The sequence below is a fragment of the Streptomyces sp. NPDC059695 genome, assembly GCF_042733785.1.
Classification (GTDB): domain Bacteria; phylum Actinomycetota; class Actinomycetes; order Streptomycetales; family Streptomycetaceae; genus Streptomyces.
This window is the reverse complement of record NZ_JBHWFF010000018.1, coordinates 46967-64983: the sequence shown is the minus strand read 5'-3', so window position 1 is coordinate 64983 and position 18017 is coordinate 46967. Positions and strand designations below refer to the sequence as shown.

At 73.6% G+C, this 18017-nt stretch carries 18 protein-coding genes; 10 read left to right on the top strand and 8 right to left on the bottom strand.

The features are described from left to right. The first annotated feature begins 19 nt into the window (after positions 1 to 19). From ACFV2S_RS22750 to ACFV2S_RS22740, 3 genes are all read left to right on the top strand, one after another. A complete protein-coding gene (locus ACFV2S_RS22750) occupies positions 20 to 1186 on the top strand; it encodes a serine hydrolase domain-containing protein (protein ID WP_385562001.1) in 1167 nt (388 codons plus the stop codon). Positions 1187 to 1341: 155 nt separating this feature from the next. Continuing rightward, positions 1342 to 2400 carry an ArsR family transcriptional regulator gene (locus ACFV2S_RS22745; protein ID WP_385561998.1) on the top strand — a complete coding sequence of 353 codons (1059 nt, stop codon included), beginning with the start codon at positions 1342 to 1344 and terminating at the stop codon, positions 2398 to 2400. Between the two features lie 25 nt (positions 2401 to 2425). Next, on the top strand, positions 2426 to 2932 hold the full coding sequence (locus tag ACFV2S_RS22740) for a YbaK/EbsC family protein (protein WP_383797261.1): 507 nt from the start codon (positions 2426 to 2428) through the stop codon (positions 2930 to 2932). Positions 2933 to 2942: 10 nt separating this feature from the next. Here ACFV2S_RS22740 and ACFV2S_RS22735 read toward each other — a convergent pair whose 3' ends face one another. Together ACFV2S_RS22735 and ACFV2S_RS22730 are read right to left on the bottom strand one after the other, a co-directional pair. Then, complete coding sequence (locus tag ACFV2S_RS22735; RefSeq protein WP_365225024.1) at positions 2943 to 3560, bottom strand: LysE family transporter; 618 nt, start codon at positions 3558 to 3560, stop codon at positions 2943 to 2945. An 82-nt stretch (positions 3561 to 3642) separates the two neighbouring features. Beyond that, positions 3643 to 4410, bottom strand: a complete 768-nt coding sequence (locus tag ACFV2S_RS22730; RefSeq protein ID WP_385561993.1) for a 2OG-Fe dioxygenase family protein — start codon at positions 4408 to 4410, stop codon at positions 3643 to 3645. A gap of 179 nt (positions 4411 to 4589) precedes the next feature. Here ACFV2S_RS22730 and ACFV2S_RS22725 point away from each other — a divergent pair, with 179 nt between their 5' ends. Beyond that, on the top strand, positions 4590 to 5375 hold the full coding sequence (locus ACFV2S_RS22725) for an SDR family NAD(P)-dependent oxidoreductase (protein WP_385561990.1): 786 nt from the start codon (positions 4590 to 4592) through the stop codon (positions 5373 to 5375). A gap of 61 nt (positions 5376 to 5436) precedes the next feature. On the opposite strand, the gene ACFV2S_RS22720 is transcribed toward ACFV2S_RS22725, so the two are convergent. The 6 genes from ACFV2S_RS22720 to ACFV2S_RS22695 all read right to left on the bottom strand — a co-directional run bounded on the left by ACFV2S_RS22720 (position 5437) and on the right by ACFV2S_RS22695 (position 12406). After that, the gene (locus ACFV2S_RS22720; protein WP_385561987.1) at positions 5437 to 5976 is read right to left on the bottom strand and encodes a hypothetical protein; all 540 of its coding nucleotides are present in this window, start codon (positions 5974 to 5976) and stop codon (positions 5437 to 5439) included. 51 nt (positions 5977 to 6027) lie between these two features. After that, on the bottom strand, positions 6028 to 6879 hold the full coding sequence (locus tag ACFV2S_RS22715; protein ID WP_385561985.1) for an EamA family transporter: 852 nt from the start codon (positions 6877 to 6879) through the stop codon (positions 6028 to 6030). After that, positions 6876 to 7373 (bottom strand): YbaK/EbsC family protein, encoded by a 498-nt coding sequence (locus ACFV2S_RS22710; RefSeq protein ID WP_385561982.1) that lies wholly within the window; start codon positions 7371 to 7373, stop codon positions 6876 to 6878. Before ACFV2S_RS22710 ends, ACFV2S_RS22715 begins: the two co-directional genes overlap by 4 nt. Positions 7374 to 7428: 55 nt before the next feature. Continuing rightward, complete coding sequence (locus ACFV2S_RS22705; protein ID WP_385561979.1) at positions 7429 to 9066, bottom strand: penicillin-binding transpeptidase domain-containing protein; 1638 nt, start codon at positions 9064 to 9066, stop codon at positions 7429 to 7431. Positions 9067 to 9203: 137 nt separating this feature from the next. Beyond that, entirely contained in the window at positions 9204 to 10526 is a 1323-nt protein-coding gene (locus ACFV2S_RS22700; RefSeq protein ID WP_385561976.1) for a tachylectin-related carbohydrate-binding protein, read from the bottom strand. Between the two features lie 125 nt (positions 10527 to 10651). Next, positions 10652 to 12406 (bottom strand): dolichyl-phosphate-mannose--protein mannosyltransferase, encoded by a 1755-nt coding sequence (locus ACFV2S_RS22695; RefSeq protein WP_385561973.1) that lies wholly within the window; start codon positions 12404 to 12406, stop codon positions 10652 to 10654. A gap of 52 nt (positions 12407 to 12458) precedes the next feature. Between ACFV2S_RS22695 and rsmI the strand changes: the two genes are divergently transcribed. From rsmI to ACFV2S_RS22665, 6 genes are all read left to right on the top strand, one after another. Beyond that, a complete protein-coding gene (gene rsmI / locus ACFV2S_RS22690) occupies positions 12459 to 13346 on the top strand; it encodes a 16S rRNA (cytidine(1402)-2'-O)-methyltransferase (protein ID WP_383797746.1) in 888 nt (295 codons plus the stop codon). Between the two features lie 138 nt (positions 13347 to 13484). Next, the gene (locus tag ACFV2S_RS22685; RefSeq protein ID WP_383797745.1) at positions 13485 to 13901 is read left to right on the top strand and encodes a hypothetical protein; all 417 of its coding nucleotides are present in this window, start codon (positions 13485 to 13487) and stop codon (positions 13899 to 13901) included. A gap of 63 nt (positions 13902 to 13964) precedes the next feature. Next, entirely contained in the window at positions 13965 to 14834 is an 870-nt protein-coding gene (locus tag ACFV2S_RS22680) for a TatD family hydrolase (protein WP_385561968.1), read from the top strand. Between the two features lie 71 nt (positions 14835 to 14905). Next, on the top strand, positions 14906 to 16192 hold the full coding sequence (locus ACFV2S_RS22675) for a ubiquitin-like domain-containing protein (RefSeq protein WP_385561965.1): 1287 nt from the start codon (positions 14906 to 14908) through the stop codon (positions 16190 to 16192). A gap of 47 nt (positions 16193 to 16239) precedes the next feature. Then, on the top strand, positions 16240 to 17112 hold the full coding sequence (gene rsmA / locus ACFV2S_RS22670; RefSeq protein WP_382867450.1) for a 16S rRNA (adenine(1518)-N(6)/adenine(1519)-N(6))-dimethyltransferase RsmA: 873 nt from the start codon (positions 16240 to 16242) through the stop codon (positions 17110 to 17112). After that, on the top strand, positions 17109 to 18005 hold the full coding sequence (locus ACFV2S_RS22665; protein WP_385561962.1) for a 4-(cytidine 5'-diphospho)-2-C-methyl-D-erythritol kinase: 897 nt from the start codon (positions 17109 to 17111) through the stop codon (positions 18003 to 18005). Before rsmA ends, ACFV2S_RS22665 begins: the two co-directional genes overlap by 4 nt. Positions 18006 to 18017 lie beyond the last annotated feature (12 nt).

Here is an 18017-nt window from a genome sequence, read left to right as displayed (position 1 = left end):
GCGAGTGAGGAGCGGGGACGTGGACGTCCAGGGCACGGTGGCGGCGGGCTGGGAGCCCGTCAGGGACGCGTTCCTGCGCAACTTCGAGCAGCGGGGCGAGCGCGGCGCGGCCGTCGCGGTCCACCACGACGGCGAGAAGGTCGTCGACCTGTGGGCGGGCACCAAGGACGTCGACGGGACGGAGCCGTGGGCGGCCGGCACCGCCCAGGTCGTCCGCTCGGCCACCAAGGGCGTCGCCGCCGCCGTCCCCCTGCTGCTGCACCAGCGCGGACAGCTCGACCTGGACGCCCCCGTCGCCGCGTACTGGCCCGATTTCAAGGCCCACGGCAAGGAGCGGGTGACCGTACGGCAGCTCCTCGCGCACCGGGCCGGGGTGCCCGTCCTCGACCGGCCCCTCAGCCTCGCCGAGGCCGTCGACCTGCCGACGGCGACGGCCGCGATAGCCGCGCAGGCCCCCGTCTGGGAGCCCGGCACCGCCCACGGCTACCACGCGCACACCTTCAGCTGGCTCCTCTCCGGACTCGTCCAGCGGGTCACCGGCCGCACCGTCGGCCGTTGGGTCGCCGAGGAGATCGCCGGACCCCTCGGCCTCGACCTGTGGATCGGCCTGCCCGCCGACGCGGCCCACCGGGCCGGGCGGCTCGGACCCGTCGAGGAGACCGACCCGCCCGGCGGCGGCGCGCTCCGGCTCCGCCCCAAGCGCTCCGTCACCGAGGCCTACCGGGACCCGGAGTCCCTCACCCGGCGGGCCTTCGGCGTCATCGACCCCCAGCCCGACGAGAACGACCCCGTCTACCGGGCCGCCGAACTCCCCGGCTCGGCGGGCGTCGCCACCGCCCGCGCCCTGGCGCGCTTCTACGCCGCCACCCTCGGTCCCGTCGACGGCGCCGAGCGGCTCTTCGCCCCGGCGACGCTCACCCTGGCCCGCACGGAGGAGTCCGCGGGCCCGGACCGCGTCCTCCTGGTCGGCACCCGCTTCGGCCTCGGCCACATGCTGCACGGCCCGGCCTCCCCGCTGCTCGGACCCACGTCTTTCGGCCACCCCGGCCGCGGCGGCTCCCTCGGCTTCGCCGACCCGGAATCCGGCATCGCCTTCGGGTACGTCACCAACGGCATGCGCAAGACGGTCACGGCCGACCCGCGCGCCCAGGCCCTCGTCCGGGCGGTGCGCTCGGCCCTGGGGTGAGAGCGCGCCGGCGGGCCGAAAACACCCTCTGGCCGGCCGAAAAGCACTTCCTGGCAGGCGACTTGACATTGTGCGCGGAAGCCGGGCAGTTCCCCGGCCACCTGGCCGATACCGTGTGGCCGCTCCACTGACCGAGGGAGCGGGCACGGGGGTGCGTGGTGATCGAGATTCCGCTGCGGCGGTCCGGATACGGAACGGTCCGGATCGCCGAGAGCCGGCTCTGGGAGACGTACGGCAGCATCGGGCTGCTCTCCACCCGGCGCGGCCTCGCGCCCTGGCCGTACGCCCACTGGGACCGGGCGGCCCGCCGCTCGCTGACCCGGGCCGAGGTGACCGTCCCGGGCTGGCTCGTCCATCTGTACCGCGCCCGCGGCGGCGCCCTCCCCTCGTTCCTCCTGGTCGTCCCGCACCCGTCCCGGGGTGACCTCACGGCCGACCTCACCGCGCTCGCCGCCGTCCCCGCGGCCCGCGTCCGGGAGGAGCTGGAGCAGTGGTTCCCGCAGGGCGTCCCCGCCGAGGTGCGCCCCCTGTACGCGGACCCGCGCGCCCGGCTCGCCGAGCTGTGCGACGTCCTGCCCCGCTACCGGCGCGCGGCCCTCGCCCCGTACGAGGCGTCCCTGCGGGTCGCGACGGAGGAGGACATCCTGCTGCGCGCCCGGATCCTCGCCACGCAGGGCCCGGAGCGGCTGCTCGGCTCCCTGCGCGGGCGCCGGCTCTCCCGGCACGGTGACGTCCTGAGGCTGCACGGCGCCGGGGCGACCGGCCGGACCGCGGTGGCGGACGTCTCCCGGATCGTCCTCGTCCCCCTGGTGTTCGGCAGGGGAGCCCCGTACTCCGCGTCCGCGCCCGACGGCACGACGGCCGTCGCCTACCGGGCCGAGGGGGCCGCCGTGCTCCTCGGGGAGACCCGCCCGCCGGGCCGGCGGGACGCCGCCGGGGACCCCGCCCGCGGGGACCGTCTGGAGATCCTGCTCGGCCGCAGCCGGGCCGGTGTGGTCCGCGGCCTCGTCGCCCCCACCACCACCTCGGACCTGGCCGCGTCCCTGGGGCTCGCCCCGAGCACGGTCTCCGAGCACCTCACCGCCCTCGTCGCCGCGGGAGTGGTCCGGCGGCGACGGGAGGGCGTGCGGGTGCTGTACGAGCTGGACGGCCCGGGTGTCGCGCTGCTCCGGCACATGGACAACAGGCGTAGGGTCAACACACCCGATGCGTAAACCAGTTGAAAGCGGGAGGAACCGAATGACCACGGACGGTACGGGCGTTGTGAACGACACCTACGAGAAGCTGCTCGCCCTGCTCGACGAGCGCGGCGCGGCCTACCGGGTGATCGAGCACGCCCCCGAGGGCGCCACCGAGGCGGTCAGCGCGCTCCGGGGCCACGCGCTCGACCGGGCGGCCAAGTGCATCATCGCCATGGTGAAGATCGGCAAGAAGGAGAAGCGCTTCGCGCTCGTCGTCGTCCCGGGCGACCGGCGCATCGACCTCAACGCCGTGAAGGCGCTGTACGGCGGCACGTACGTCTCCTTCGCCTCCCCGGAGATCGCGGAGGAGCTCGCCGGCTCGCAGAGCGGCACGATCCTCCCCTTCTCCTTCGACGAGCGGCTCGAGCTGATCGTGGACCCCGACCTGCTCGTCCACCCGGAGTTCTTCTTCAACGCGGCCCGGCTCGACCGCTCGCTCGCCCTGTCCGCCGAGGACTACCGGACGATCGCCGAGCCGCGCGTGGAACGGGTCTCGACCGTCTGACGCCCGGCCGTCAGGCGACGGACGGCGTCAGGGCGAGCACCATCCCGAGCCCGACCAGCACGGTCCCGATCACCTTGTTCAGCACGCTCTGCCGCTGCAGCAGCCGGGTGCGCAGGGACTGGTTGGAGAAGAGCACCGCGGCCAGCGCGAACCAGACCAGGTGTGCGAGCGACATGAACAGGCCGTAGCCGACCTGCTGGAAGACCGGGGTGTCGGCGCTGACGACCTGGGTGTAGGTGCTCAGCACGAAGAGCATGGTCTTCGGGTTGAGCGCGTTCGTCAGGAAGCCGGTGCGCAGCGCCCCCGCCTTCGACAGGCCGGCGTCGCTCGACAGGTCGATGTCCACCTGGGCCTTGGTGACGAACGTCTTGTACCCGATGTACACCAGGTACGCGGCGCCGATCAGTTTCATCGCGGTGAAAAGCATCGGGGTCCGGGTCACCAGGAGTCCCACGCCCAGCATGGTGTAGGTGACGTGGACGAGAACGCCCAGGGAAATTCCGACGGCAGCGAGAACGCCGGCGGTCCGCCCGTACAAATAGCTGTTCCGCACGGTCATCGCGAAGTCCGCACCAGGACTGATGACTGCCAGAATGGTGATGACCGCTACGGCGATTAGCTGACCCATTTTCCCGTCTTCTCACTCGGGTGGTGAAAGGGCGCGGGGGCGCCGTCGTGGCCGCCCCCGCGCCGTACCGTCCTGCGGACGCCTACGGCTTGTGACGGTAGGTGATCACCAGCACGTCGCGCGAGGCCGGGACGGCGGGGTCCACCTGCTCGATGGGCGTGACGCCGTGGTAGACCCGCTCGTCGTTGACGAGCGCCACGTCGAGGGGGTCGGTGAGGGAGAACTTCTCCACCGGCTGCTTGTCCAGGTTGAAGACGGTGGACTCGCCGCCGATGGCGTTCGAGCGGCCGATCATCGCCATCAGGACGAAGGTCACGCCGTCCCGGTGGACGCCCTCGGGGGTCGGCAGGCCGACCTCCTCGCCGTTCACCTCGATGCGGAACTGGTGGGCCTCGATGTGCCAGCCCGAGTACGGGGCGAGGCGGCCGAAGATGTCGCAGCCCAGCGTCACCAGGCTGTCCATCGTGCGGCCGCGCAGGATCTGCTCCTCGAACGGCTCGTAGTGCCGGGCCACGCCGCCGTTCAGGTTGTTGTAGTCGAGCCCCTGGTAGTGCGGCTGGTGGGCCTCGACGCGGTAGTCGGCGCTCGCCCGGGGCGCGCTCAGCGTCGCGTGCCGGCGGCGGCGGTAGCGGCCGCCGTCCGCCATGTAGCCGTCGAGCGGCATCCGGGACCAGCTGTCCCGGAAGGGGTCCAGGTCGTCGAGCGCGGACTCGGAGCGCCGCAGGAGGAGCGACTTCACCTTCTCGCCGGAGATCAGGTCGAAGCTCCGGGAGGAAAGCGCCTCGCAGATCTCCTCGACACCGGACTCGTACGACGCGTGGGACTCGGACGCGTGCTGCTGGGCAGCCATTTCTTCCCCCTGGCTCAAAAAGTGGTCGGCGGGACCGATCGTGTTATTCCGCCGGGGTGCGTGTCAAAGACTTTCGGCCCTGGCCGAATGGCCGCGAGTCCACGTTCTCTTGCCATTCGTCCATGAATTCCGTGAACAATGTGTTGCGAAAAGGTTTCACGGGATGCTGGGATCGGCCCATGGATCTCACGAAACGCTTCGACGGGTACGCGGCACTGGTCACGGGCGCGGCGCGCGGCATCGGCGCGGCCGCCGCCCGGCGGCTCGCGGCGGAGGGCGCGCGGGTCCTCGTCACGGACATCGACGAGGCCGCGGCCCGGCAGACGGCGGAAGGACTCCCGGGCGTGGAGGCGCTGCGCTGCGACGTCGGCGACCAGGAGTCGGTGGACACGGCCGTCGCGCACGCCGTACGGGCCTTCGGCCGCCTCGACGTCCTCGTCAACAACGCCCTCGCCCCCGTCGCCGCCGACCGGGACCGCTTCGAGGACGAACCCGACGAGGGCTGGACCGGCCAGCTCGGCGTCACGCTGATGGGCGCCGTCCGCTGCTCCCGGGCGGCCCTGCCGCACCTCGCGGCGGCCGGCGGGCGCGGGGCGATCGTCACGATCGGATCGGTCAACGCGGAGGCGGACTTCGGCGGCCACGCCTACAGCGCCGCCAAGGCGGGCCTCGCCTCCCTCACCCGCACGCTGGCGGGCGACGCGGCCCCGCGCGGGGTCCGGGTCAACCAGATCAACCCGGGCACGATCGCGACCACGGCCTGGGCGGGCCGCGAGGCCGACCTCACGGCCCTGGCCACCCGCGTCTACCCGCTGGGCCGCGTCGGCACCCCGGAGGACGTGGCGGCGGCGGTGGCCTTCCTGGCCTCCAGGGACGCCGCCTGGATCACGGGCACGACCCTCCGCGTGGACGGCGGCCTGCTCGCCGTGAACACCCACTTCGCGGAGGTGCTGGGCGACGCGTAGAGGCCCGGCGGCGGGTGAGGCCCACGGAGGCGAGGAGCGAGGCCCACGGAGTCGAGGGGCCCTACCTCTCACTCATCAGGGCTCGCCGGGCGGTCGACAGGAAGACGAACCCCCACTCGGTCCGCGCGGCCTCGGCCGCCCTGAACTCCGCTTCGCAGGAGGCCAGGTCCGCGTGGCCTCCGGCGCTCACGCAGGTGTACCAGGAGGTGCCGGCGCGGTCCATGCGCCACATGGCCTCGCGCAGCGACTGGGCCACGCCGGCCATCTCGTCGGGGCCGGCGATGCTCACCGCGTCCGCCGTCTTGGTGAACGTGACCCACCCGTTCTGCGCGTCCTGCGCGTACTGGCGGCTCTGGTCGGGTGACCGCTCGTCAGAGAGCAGGTGATTGGCCAGCCTCCACCACGAGGACGTCACCTGCTTCGACGTCTCGATGCAGGTCAGGTACGCCTCGCGGCGCTTCTCCTCGAGCCGGTGCTCGCGGTCGATGACCTGTTGGTGGCGCTGCTGGGCGTTCTGGCCGAGGAAGGCGACGAAGCCGCTTCCCAGCCCGCCCAGCATGCCGACGGTGGCGCCGATCACCCCTGCCAGGCCTGCGTCCATCGCTCCACGGTAGCGACGCCGCCCCGAGCTGGGAACGGTGCCGACGGCCGTTCAGCCCGCGTGCAGCATCAGTCCGATGCCCATCACCATCAGGCCCGCCGCCGCGACCCTCGGGGCGCCGAAGCGTTCCTTGAAGAAGAGGGCGCCGATGGCCGCGCCCACGATGATGGAGGACTCGCGCAGGGCGGCGATCGGGGCCAGGGGGGCCTTCGTCTGGGCCCACAGGACGAGGGCGTACGCCGCGACCGACAGGACCGCGCCGAGCAGGCCCCGGGCGGCGTACGGGCGGAGCTGGGGGAGGAGGGCCGCGCGCCGCGTCCACAGGGCGTACGCGGGGATCACGAGGCCCTCCAGGATCATCAGCCACCCGATGTAGCCCAGCGGGGTGCCCGAGGCGCGGACGCCGACGCCGTCGACGACCGTGTACAGGGCGATCGACAGGCCCGTCGCGCCCGCGGCCACGAGCGCCGGCCAGTGCGGGCGGGCGCCCTTGCCGCGGATGCCCCACAGGGCGAGGCCCGTCAGGCCCGCGCAGGCCACCGCCACCCCGAGCAACTGCCAGCCGCCCGGCACCTCGTGGAGGAGGACCGCCGCCAGGACGGTCACCACGAGCGGGGCCGTACCCCGCGCGATCGGGTACATCTGGCCGAAGTCGCCGAGCGAGAAGGACCGCATCAGCAGGACGTAGTAGCCGATGTGCAGGAGCGCCGAGAGGATCAGGTACGGCCACGCCCCCGCCGCCGGCAGCGGTACGAAGCAGGCCACGGCCAGACCGGTCAGCGCCCCGCCGCCGGAGATGAGGGTGAAGGAGAGCAGCTGGTCCTTGATGCCGTGCGCGATCGCGTTCCAGCCGGCGTGCGTGACGGCCGCGACGAGGACCGCGAGCGTGACGAGCGGGGTCACTCCGAGGTCTCGCGGACGTCCGCCAGCGTGGCGCCCGCGTGTCCGACCAGTGCCTCCGGGGCCATCGCGAAGACCGTGTGCGGGGTGCCCGCCGCCGCCCAGACCACGGCGTGGTCGAGGACGCCCCGGTCGGCCAGGACCCTCGTCCGGGTGCGGTGGCCGAACGGCGGGACGCCCCCGATCGCGTACCCCGTCGTCTCCCGGACCGCCTTCGCGTCCGCGCGCGTCACCTTCCGCGCGCCCAGCTCCTGTCGGACCCGCTCGACGTCCACCCGCGAGGCGCCGTCCATGAGGACGAGCACCGGCTCCCCGTCGGCCGCGAAGATCAGGGACTTCACGATCTCGGCGACCTCGCAGCCGATGGCCTCGGCGGCCTGGAGGGCGGTGCGGGTCTCGTCCGGGAAGCGGCGGATCTCGACGTCGAGATCCAGCTCCCGCAGGGCGGCGGCGAACTGGGGGTGGGCGGCGGAGGCGGTGTCCTCGTCGGTCGTCATGGCCCGCACGCTAGCGGTCGGTGCGTGGGGCACGCGACAGGGTTCCGGCGTGCGGTCAGCCGGCCTTCAGGACCCGCGCGACGACCGGTCCCGCCGCGTCGCCGCCGTGCCCGCCGGCCTGCACGACGGCCGCGGCCGCGAGGTCGCCGGAGTAGCCGGTGAACCAGCTGTTGGAGGTGGCCTGCCCGTCGATCTCGGCGGAGCCGGTCTTGCCGCCCTTGGGGGAGGGGAGCCCGGACATCGCCCGCGTGGCGGTGCCGTCGGAGCGGGTCGCCGCCGCCGTCATCATCCGGCGGAGCCCCTTCGCGACCTCGCCGGGGAGCGGCTCCGCCTCGGCGAAGTCGCGGTCGTCGAGCTCCTTCGCCACCAGGTACGGCTGGCGGAAGGCGCCGTTCTTCGCGGTCGCGGAGAGCGAGGCGACGTTCAGGGCGCTCATCGTGATCCTGCCCTGGCCGATGTACGAGGCGGGCGTCTCGCTCCCCGCCGACTCGGGCACGGAGCCGTCCCACGCCCCGACGCCGATGTTCCACTCCTCGCCGATGCCGAACCAGCGCCGCGCGGTCGCGCCGAGGGCGGTGTCCGCGATCTTCTTGTCGGCGAGGGGGCTGATCGCCTTGATGAAGGCGGTGTTGCAGGAGCGGCTGAAGGCGTCGGTGAGCGTGGCGTCGGGGATGCCGAACCTGTCGAGGTTCTGGAAGGTCCGGCCCCGCGACAGCACGTCGGGCGGACACTCGACCTTGTCGCCCGGCCCGGCCACACCGTGCTCCATCATCATCGCCGCCGTGACGATCTTCATCGTCGAGCCGGGCGCCTGCTGCCCCTGGAGCGCGGTGTTGAACTCGGTGGCCGGGTTGTTCGCGACCGCCCGTATCGCGCCCGTCGACGGCTCGACCGCGGCCACCGAGGCCTGCCCGAACCCCTTGACCGCCTTCTCGGCCGCCGCCTGGACGTCCGCGTCGATGGTGGTCCGCAGCGTGCCCGGCTTCCCCTTCCGCAGGACGAGGAGCGGGGTGTCGGGGAGGTTCTCGCTGCCCGAGTCGATCCAGGTCTCGACGCCGGCGGTGCCGTCGACCCGCGCCCCGTACCGCTTGCGCAGCTCGGCCAGGACCGGCCCGAGCGAGGGGTACTTCTTCGCCGTCAGCTCCACGCCGTCGTGGTCGACGGCCTTCACCTCGGCGGTCTTCGCGACGCCGGTGCGCAGGGCGCCGGCGGCGGTCAGCTTCGGGTGGAGCACGCCCGGCCGCCACTTCACGAGCGGGCGCCCGGTGGTCTGGCCGCGCACCACGGTCAGTTCGGAGGCGTACGACCAGTCCCTGGACACGTCCTCGTACGTGATCGTCGCCTTCACCGTGAACGGCACCCGCGCGCCGACCGGGGTCCCCGGCGTGATGACGGCCTTCGAGACCTTCCCGCCCTCGCGGTACGCGGCGACCGCGGAGCCGGCCGTGACCGGGTCGTCCGTCAGCTGTCCGGCCCGCTCGGGCTCCCCGGCGGCCCAGGCGGCCAGGAAGTCCTTCGCGGCGGCGGTGACCTCGTCGGGGGTGACGGGTCCCGTTCTCGGCGCGGACTCGGAGCGGGGGCCGGTCTCGCCGCCCGTGACCCCGTTCCAGAGGTTGTAGCCGCCGTACCCCACACCGCCCGCCACGACGGCGAACACGCCCCCGACGATCGCGACCTTGGCTCCACTGCGCATGACTGCGCCTCCCCTCCCCAGGTGGACCGACGAGTCAAGCAGCCGTCACGTTCGTGTGTCGAGAAACTTTCGTCACATCCGTCAAACCTGCCCCGTCGTCCTCTGTGGCGGATCCGCGCGGGTCCGGGCGGGCCGGCCTAGAAGATCAGGTCGTACGTGTTCCAGCCGCCGCCGACGAGGGTGCGGGCCGAGCCGGGGACGAGCTCCGCGGAGGGCTTGCGCGTTCCCTGGTAGAGCCAGAGCTTCCCGGCGCCGTCCCGCGCGACGAGGTCGGGGTACGTGTCACGCCCGAGTTCGGCGGTGCCCGCGATCGCCGTGTACGTGTTCCACCCGCCGCCGACGCGCCGGCGCTGCTCGAAGGGCAGCGAGGGAACGGGGCCCAGAGCGTTGTACTTCCACAGCACGCCGTCCTTGTCGCGGCCCAGCACTCCGTCGTGGGAGCCCGACATGGTCAGGGCGGTGTACGTGTTCCAGCCGCCGCCCACCCGCTGCCGCGGTCCGTACGGGACGTTGTACCTCCGCTCGTAGCGCCACAGCACGCCGTCCCTGTCCCGGGCGACCAGACCGCCGTCACCGACGCCGACGATCGCCGTGTACGCGTTCCAGCCGCCGCCGATCCGCTGCCGCGGGGCGAAGGGCGCGGAGGGCTTGCCGGTGCCCCCGTAGTACCAGAGGACGCCCGCCTTGTCGCGGGCGACGAGGTCGCCGCGGCCGTCCGCCGTGGCGGTCGTGATCGGGACGACGGCGGTGTAGGCGTTCCACCCGCCGCCGACCCGCTTGCGCGTCGCGAACGGCCGGGAGGCGACGCCCGTGCCCTCGTACCGCCACAGCACGCCGTCCCTGTCCCGCGCGTGGACGGCACCGCGCTGCCCCGCGGTCGGCGTTCCGACGACGAAGTCGAGTCCGAGCCTGCCCGCGGCCACGGTCGCGCCCGTGCCGTCCGTCAGCCGGACCAGGACGTCCGGGCGGCCCAGGACGGCCGCGGTCCGGTCGGCGTCCAGGGTGACGGTGTAGGTGAGGGTGCCGGCGGCCGGCACCTCGGGAAGGCCGAGGGAGGGCCGGACGGGCGGATCCGGCAGGGACGGCGGGAAGTAGGGCATGTCCCACGCACACGCGCCGTACGGGACGCCGTTGACCGAGCAGGTGGAGCGGATCACGTCCGCGCTCACCGGCGAGCCGCCCCCCGCGGCCTCGGCCAGCCAGGTGTCCAGCTCGAAGGACGCGGACACCGGCCCCTGGACGCCCGCCGGCAGCGTGGCCGTGAACCGCAGCGTCACCGGCCCCTCCTCGCCCGCCGGAACGGTCAGCCGGCCCCCCTCCTGGACGACCGTCCCGGGCTCTGCGGCCGTCCCGGCGGCGGCCGCCGGGGACGCGGCGAACGCCGCCGGCCCCCCGAACGCCACCGGCGCCAGTGATGCGGCCAACGCCGCCGCCACCACGGCCGTACGCACACGCGTCACGGAAACCTCCTCGCCCCGGATGCGGGACACCAGATGCCGTCGGAGGCGCGGACACGCCTCCCCCTTGCACCCGTTCGACCCCGTGACGGCGCGAAGGGTTGTACACCCGGGAGTCTTTCCTCCCGTCACACCCAGGTGTCGAGCCACATCCGGTTTCTCCACTGGTCCAGCGGAATGGGCGTGCCGGTGTAGATGGGCCAGAAGTAGATGAAATTCCAGACGATGAGCAGCACGAGACATCCCGCCGCCACCGCGCCGAAAGTCCGGCGTCTTTCCGATGAACCCCGGGGGCCGATGATCGCGCCCAGCATCATGGCCACCGCCAGGCACAGGAACGGTACGAAGACGACCGCGTAGAAAAGGAAGATGGTGCGTTCCTGGTAAAGGAACCAGGGGAGCCAGCCGGCCGCGATGCCGCAGGCGATCGCGCCCGCCCGCCAGTCGCGGCGGAAGGCCCAGCGCCACAGGACGTAGAGGATCGCGAAGCACGCGGCCCACCACAGCAGGGGCGTGCCGAGGGCGAGGACCTCCTGGGCGCACTTCTCCTTCGCCGTCACGGGGCAGCCCGCCGCGCCGGGGGCGGGGGACTCGTAGAAGTACGAGACGGGGCGGCCGAGGACGATCCAGGACCACGGGTTCGACTGGTAGGTGTGCGGCGAGGTGAGGCCGACGTGGAAGGTGTACACCTCGGACTCGTAGTGCCACAGGCTCCGCAGCCAGTCGGGCAGCCAGCCCCAGGTGCCGCCGCCGACCGCCTTGTCGTGGTCCTCGGCCCAGTGCCGGAAGTAGCCCTTGTCGCTGACCAGCCAGCCCGTCCAGGTCGCCAGGTACGTGGCCAGGGCCACCGGCACCACCGACACGAACGCCGGGACGAGGTCCTTCCTGATCACCGCGGCGTAGGGGCGGACGGCGCCGGCCGTCCGCCGTCCGCCGACGTCCCACAGGACGGTGAGCAGGCCGAACGCGACCATCACGTACAGGCCGTTCCACTTGGTCGCCGCCGCGAGGCCGAGGGACACGCCCGCCGCGATCCGCCACGGCCGCCAGCCCAGGCGCAGGGTCTCCGCGATCTCCGCGTCGGGCCGCAGCACCCCCTCCTCGTCCTCGGGGAGGGCGGCGGCGAGCCGCTTCCTGGTGCGGTCCCGGTCGAGGACGAGACAGCCGAAGGCGGCGAGCACGAAGAACATCAGCACCTGGTCGAGCAGCGCGGTGCGGCTCATCACGAAGTGCAGTCCGTCGACGGCCAGGAGCAGGCCGGCCAGGCAGCCCAGGAACGTCGAGCGGAACAGGCGGCGGCCGATCCGGCACAGCATCAGCACGGAGAGCGTGCCGAGCAGCGCGACCATGAACCGCCAGCCGAAGGGCTCGAAGCCGAAGAGCTTCTCCCCGACGCCGATCACCCACTTGCCCATCGGCGGGTGGACGACGTACCCGGGATCGGTCGGCACCAGGACCGAGCCGGGGTCGGTGAGGATCGTCTTGTCGATGTCCTTCGGCCAGGCCCCCTCGTACCCCTGGTTGATCAGCGCCCAGGAGTCCTTGGCGTAGTACGTCTCGTCGAATATCACCGCGTGCGGCTTGCCCAGGTTCCAGAACCGCAGCAGGCCCGCGACCGCCGTGACCAGCAGCGGACCGCCCCAGGCCAGCAGCCGCCACAGCCGCTCCGCCCGGCCGGGGCCGATGCCGAGGAGCGACCAGGTCCGCGCGGACGGCCGGGTGTACGGGGGGACGAGCCGTTCGCGCAGCCCGATCGGAGCGGCGTCCGGGGCGGGCGGCGCGTAGCCGAAGCGCCGCAGCCGCTGCTGCCAGGAAGAGGGCTCTGCCACGGGCGCCGCCACGGGGTGCTGGCCCTCCAGGGCCTCGGGTGCGGTACTGGTCACCGCGCCATCGTAGGGAACGCGCCTGTGCGCGTCGCCTGTCCGGGCTGGGAGGATGTCCCGTGTGACAGGAACGCTGGTACTCGCAGGGACCCCCATCGGCGACATCGCGGACGCCCCGCCCCGCCTCGCCACCGAGCTGCAGAGCGCGGACATCGTGGCCGCCGAGGACACCCGGAGGCTGCGCGGTCTCACCCGGGCGCTCGGCATCCACACCACGGGCCGGGTCGTCTCGTACTTCGAGGGGAACGAGTCCGCCCGTACGCCGGAACTGGTCGAGGCGCTGGTCGGCGGCGCGCGCGTGCTGCTGGTGACCGACGCGGGCATGCCGTCCGTCTCGGACCCCGGCTACCGGCTCGTCGCCGCGGCCGTCGAGCAGGACATCAAGGTGACGGCCGTCCCCGGCCCGTCCGCCGTGCTCACCGCGCTCGCCCTCTCCGGCCTCCCCGTGGACCGCTTCTGCTTCGAGGGCTTCCTGCCGAGGAAGGCCGGCGAGCGCCTCGGACGGCTCCGCGAGGTCGCGGACGAGCGGCGGACCCTCGTCTACTTCGAGGCCCCGCACCGGCTCGACGACACCCTCGCCGCGATGGCGGAGGTGTTCGGCGCCGAGCGCAGGGCCGCGGTCTGCCGGGAGCTGACCAAGACGTACGAGGAGGTCAAGCGGGGTCCGCTCGGCGAGCTCGCGGAATGGGCGAAGGACGGCGTGCGCGGCGAGATCACCGTCGTCGTCGAGGGCGCCCCGGAGACCGGCCCCGCCGAACTCGACGCCGAGGAGCTGGTGCGCAGGGTGCGGGTGCGCGAGGAGGCGGGGGAGCGCCGCAAGGAGGCGATCGCCGCCGTCGCGGCCGAGGCGGGACTTCCCAAGCGGGAGGTGTTCGATGCCGTGGTGGCGGCAAAGAATGCGGACGCGTCGGGCCCCGGAAAGGGTAAAGGACTAATCTGAAAGGCAAAGCCGAACCCGGCGCCGGGACTCTTCCCAGGGCGCTTGGCAAGGGAAGAGCCAAAAGCCTTCCATGGTTCGTCCCCCGCTGATGCGCTCCGGCCCGAAAAGGCGTCCACTGATCAGTGGAGAGGAGCTGGCATGAGCGAGATCACCGGCACCGGCATATCCATCGCCCATGAGGCGTACGCCTTCGCCTGCATGCGCTGTGGATACGGCTGGGAGCAGGCGTACGACATCGAGCACCACGTCGACGCCGCCGGCCACGAATTCGTCGTCTACAAGGCCGACGGGGAGCGGGTACCGTCCCCGCTGTCCAGCCCCACCTGCATGAACTGCGGCGGCCACGTCGTCCGCATCATGCGCGCGGGGCAGGTGTCGTCGGTGCTCGACCTGATCGCCGCGACCGAGAAGCACCAGCACGGGGCGCGGGCGACGAAACCCGTGTCGCCGGCCGGACCGATCGGCCAGGAGCTGACCGAGGACACCCCCGAGAAGCCGCCGGTGCCGCACCACTGGCACCTGTCGGACCTCTTCCACCGCAGGCGTCGCCAGTAGGTCACCGGCCGGACACCGGCAACCCCGCGCGGCGGCACTCATGGCCCTCGTACGATCGTGGCCATGAGTGCCAAGGACGCCCCGCCGCCGCTGCCCGAACCCCTCCTCGTGGAGGTCGCGGACTCGCACACCCACATGGACCTGCAGTCCGGGACCGTCGAGGAGGCCCTGGTCAAGGCCGCCGCCGTCGGCGTGACCACCGTCGTCCAGGTCGGCTGCGACGTGAAGGGCTCGCAGTGGGCCGCCGAGACGGCCGCCGCCCACGCCAACGTGCACGCCGCCGTCGCCCTGCATCCGAACGAGGCGCCCCGGATCGTGCTCGGCGACCCCGACGGCTGGTCCCGCCAGGGCGCCCGCCAGGGCGGCGGCGACGCGGCCCTCGACGACGCCCTCACCGAGATCGACCGGCTCGCCGCCCTCCCGCACGTCCGCGGGGTCGGCGAGACCGGCCTCGACTTCTTCCGTACGGGCCCCGAGGGCATCGCCGCGCAGGAGCGTTCCTTCCGCGCCCACATCGAGATCGCCAAGCGCCACGGCAAGGCCCTCGTCATCCACGACCGCGAGGCCCACGCCGACGTGCTGCGCGTCCTCGACGAGGAGGGCGCCCCGGAGCGGACCGTCTTCCACTGCTACTCCGGCGACGCCGCCATGGCCGAGATCTGCGCCGCCAAGGGCTACTACATGTCCTTCGCCGGCAACGTCACCTTCAAGAACGCCCAGCCGCTGCGGGACGCCCTCGCGATCGCCCCGCTGGAGCTCGTCCTCGTCGAGACCGACGCCCCGTTCCTCACCCCCGCCCCCTTCCGGGGCCGCCCGAACGCCCCGTACCTGATCCCGGTCACCGTCCGGGCCATGGCCGAGGTCCGCGGCATCGGGGAGAACGAGCTGGCCGCGGCGATCGCCGTGAACACGGCCCGCGCCTTCGACTACTGAACATAACGGTTACGCATCGTAGCCGGGTCGGTCGGCAGAGTGACGGAGGTCGGGGCTAGGGTCCCGGCCTCGTGAGCACTTCCCAGGGCAGTCACCGAGCCGGACGGCGGGGCGCGGCCGCGACCCTGCCCGTGCACGAGCAGCCGACCCAGGCGGCGCCCCTCGTCCTGCCACCGGTCACCGAGGTGTCCCTGCCCGGGCAGGGCACCCGGGCCGGGGCCCGCCGGGCCGCCCGCCGCCGCAGGGCCGCCGGCGCCGGGTCCGCCGCCGAGGGGCTGCGCCGACTCGTCCCGCAGGCCCTCGTCGTCGCCTTCCTCGCCGGCGGCACCAGCGCCTTCGTCGCCGACGACAAGGCCATCGAGCTCTCCGTCGACGGCGTCCCCCGCACCCTCCACACCTTCGCCGACGACGTGCGCGAGCTCCTCGCCGACGAGGGCGTCGCCGTCGGCGAGCACGACATCGTCGCCCCCGGCCCCGGCGAGGCCCTGGCCAGCGGCGACGAGATCGTCGTCCGGTACGGACGGCCGGTCGCCCTCACCCTCGACGGGCAGCGCCGCCAGGTCTGGACGACCGCCGCGACCGTCGAGGGGGCGCTGCGCCAGCTCGGGGTCCGCGCCGAGGGCGCCTACCTGTCGGCCTCGCGCGGCGCGGCCATCTCCCGCCAGGGCCTCGCCCTCGACGTCCGCACCGAGCGGGCCGTGACCTTCCTCGCCGACGGACGCGAGCGGACGGTCCGCACGAACGCCGCCACCGTCCGCGAGGCCCTCGCCGAGGCCGGGATCACCCTCGCCGGACAGGACACGACCTCCGTCCCGGCCGACTCCTTCCCCCGCGACGGCCAGACCGTGAACGTGCTGCGGATCACCGGCTCCCGGCAGGTGCGGGAGGAGCCGATCCCGTACGCCGTCGAGCGCGTCCGCGACCCCGCTCTCTTCGCCGGCACCGAGGTCGTCGAACGGCAGGGCGTCCCGGGCGTCCGCCGCGTCACGTACAGCCTGCGCACGGTCAACGGCGTCAGCCAGCGCCCGCGCAGGACCGGCGAGGAGATCGTCCGCGAGCCCGTCGGCCGCACGGTGCGGGTCGGCACCCGGCCGCTGCCCACCTCCGTCACCGGCGCCGACGGCCTCGACTGGGGCGCGCTCGCCGCCTGCGAGTCCGGCGGCCGCCCGAACGCGGTCGACCCCTCGGGGACGTACGGCGGCCTCTACCAGTTCGACCCCGGCACCTGGCACTCCCTCGGCGGCACCGGCACCGCGCAGGACGCCCCGGCCGCCGAGCAGACCTTCCGCGCGAAGAAGCTCTACGTGCAGCGGGGGGCGAGCCCGTGGCCCCACTGCGGGCGCAGGCTCCACGGGTGAGCCCGTCGGCGGCCCCCGGCCGTACCGGGGCCCCGTAGGCTGTACCGGTGAGCACCACCACCGGCCCCGAAAGCCCCGACGCCCTCCTCGGCCCCGCCGACATCCGTGAGCTGGCCGCCGCCCTCGGCGTGCGCCCCACGAAGCAGAAGGGCCAGAACTTCGTCATCGACGCCAACACCGTCCGGCGGATCGTCCGCACGGCCGAGGTGCGGCCCGAGGACGTGGTCGTGGAGGTGGGTCCCGGACTCGGCTCCCTCACCCTGGCCCTCCTGGAGGCCGCCGACCGCGTGACGGCCGTCGAGATCGACGACGTGCTCGCCGCCGCGCTGCCCGCCACGATCGCCGCCCGGATGCCGGCCCGCGCCGACCGCTTCGCGCTCGTCCACTCCGACGCGATGCACGTCCAGGAACTGCCCGGCCCGCCGCCGACCGCGCTCGTCGCGAACCTGCCGTACAACGTGGCCGTGCCCGTCCTGCTCCACATGCTGGAGCGCTTCCCGACCATCGAGCGGACCCTCGTCATGGTCCAGGCCGAGGTCGCCGACCGGCTCGCCGCGAAGCCCGGCAACAAGGTGTACGGAGTCCCCTCCGTCAAGGCCAACTGGTACGCCGAGGTCAAGCGCGCCGGGGCCATCGGCCGCAACGTCTTCTGGCCCGCGCCGAACGTCGACTCCGGCCTCGTCTCCCTCGTCCGCCGCACCGAGCCCCTCGCGACCACCGCCACCCGGCAGGAGGTCTTCGCGGTCGTCGACGCGGCCTTCGCGCAGCGCCGCAAGACCCTGCGCGCCGCCCTCGCCACCTGGGCGGGCTCGCCCGCCGCGGCGGAGGAGGCACTGGTGAAGGCCGGGATCTCGCCGCAGGCGCGCGGCGAGTCGCTCACCGTCGAGGAGTTCGCGCGGATCGCGGAGGCGAAGGCATGAGCGGCGTCACCGTACGCGTCCCCGCCAAGGTCAACGTCCAGCTCGCGGTCGGCGCCGCCCGCCCCGACGGCTTCCACGACCTGGCGAACGTCTTCCTCGCCGTCTCCCTGTACGACGAGGTCACGGCGACGCCCGCCGACGGTCTGACGATCACCTGCGAGGGCCCGGACGCCGACCAGGTGCCGCTGGACCGCACCAACCTGGCCGCGCGCGCCGCCGAGCTGCTCGCCGCCCGGCACGGCATCTCCCCGGACGTGCACCTGCACATCACCAAGGACATCCCGGTCGCCGGCGGCATGGCCGGCGGCAGCGCCGACGGCGCGGGCGCGCTGCTCGCCTGCGACGCGCTCTGGGGGCTGGACACGCCCCGTGACGTGCTCCTGGAGATCTGCGCGGAGCTCGGCTCCGACGTGCCCTTCAGCCTGGTCGGCGGAGCCGCGCTCGGCACCGGGCGCGGCGAGAAACTGACGGAGCTTCCGGTCGGGGGCACCTTCCACTGGGTGTTCGCCGTCGCCGACGGAGGGCTCTCGACCCCGGCGGTGTACGGCGAGTTCGACCGTCTCGCCGAGGGCACCGACGTCCCCGGGCCGGCCGCGTCCCCGGCCCTCCTGGAGGCCCTGCGCACCGGGGACACCGCCGCCCTCGCGGGCACCCTCGCCAACGACCTCCAGGCCCCGGCGCTCTCCCTGCGGCCCTCGCTCGCCGCGACCCTGGCGGCCGGCACCGGGGCGGGCGCGCTCGCGGCCCTGGTCTCCGGCTCGGGCCCGACGACGGCGTTCCTGGTGAAGGACGCGGAGGCGGCGGAGACCGTCGCCGCCGCCCTCGTCGCCTCCGGCACCTGCCGCGCGGCCCGCACCACGACGTCCCCGGCGGCGGGCGCGGTCGTCCTCTAGAGGCCCGTTCCC

What these genes read in the sequence shown, in the direction of transcription:
- ACFV2S_RS22740 (WP_383797261.1), top strand. Translation starts at nt 2,426, where the DNA reads ATGACCACGGACGGTACGGGCGTTGTGAACGACACCTACGAGAAGCTG.
- ACFV2S_RS22735 (WP_365225024.1), bottom strand. Translation starts at nt 3,560, where the DNA reads ATGGGTCAGCTAATCGCCGTAGCGGTCATCACCATTCTGGCAGTCATC.
- ACFV2S_RS22730 (WP_385561993.1), bottom strand. Translation starts at nt 4,410, where the DNA reads ATGGCTGCCCAGCAGCACGCGTCCGAGTCCCACGCGTCGTACGAGTCC.
- ACFV2S_RS22725 (WP_385561990.1), top strand. Translation starts at nt 4,590, where the DNA reads ATGGATCTCACGAAACGCTTCGACGGGTACGCGGCACTGGTCACGGGC.
- ACFV2S_RS22720 (WP_385561987.1), bottom strand. Translation starts at nt 5,976, where the DNA reads ATGGACGCAGGCCTGGCAGGGGTGATCGGCGCCACCGTCGGCATGCTG.
- ACFV2S_RS22710 (WP_385561982.1), bottom strand. Translation starts at nt 7,373, where the DNA reads ATGACGACCGACGAGGACACCGCCTCCGCCGCCCACCCCCAGTTCGCC.
- ACFV2S_RS22705 (WP_385561979.1), bottom strand. Translation starts at nt 9,066, where the DNA reads ATGCGCAGTGGAGCCAAGGTCGCGATCGTCGGGGGCGTGTTCGCCGTC.
- rsmI (WP_383797746.1), top strand. Translation starts at nt 12,459, where the DNA reads ATGTCCCGTGTGACAGGAACGCTGGTACTCGCAGGGACCCCCATCGGC.
- ACFV2S_RS22685 (WP_383797745.1), top strand. Translation starts at nt 13,485, where the DNA reads ATGAGCGAGATCACCGGCACCGGCATATCCATCGCCCATGAGGCGTAC.
- ACFV2S_RS22680 (WP_385561968.1), top strand. Translation starts at nt 13,965, where the DNA reads ATGAGTGCCAAGGACGCCCCGCCGCCGCTGCCCGAACCCCTCCTCGTG.
- ACFV2S_RS22665 (WP_385561962.1), top strand. Translation starts at nt 17,109, where the DNA reads ATGAGCGGCGTCACCGTACGCGTCCCCGCCAAGGTCAACGTCCAGCTC.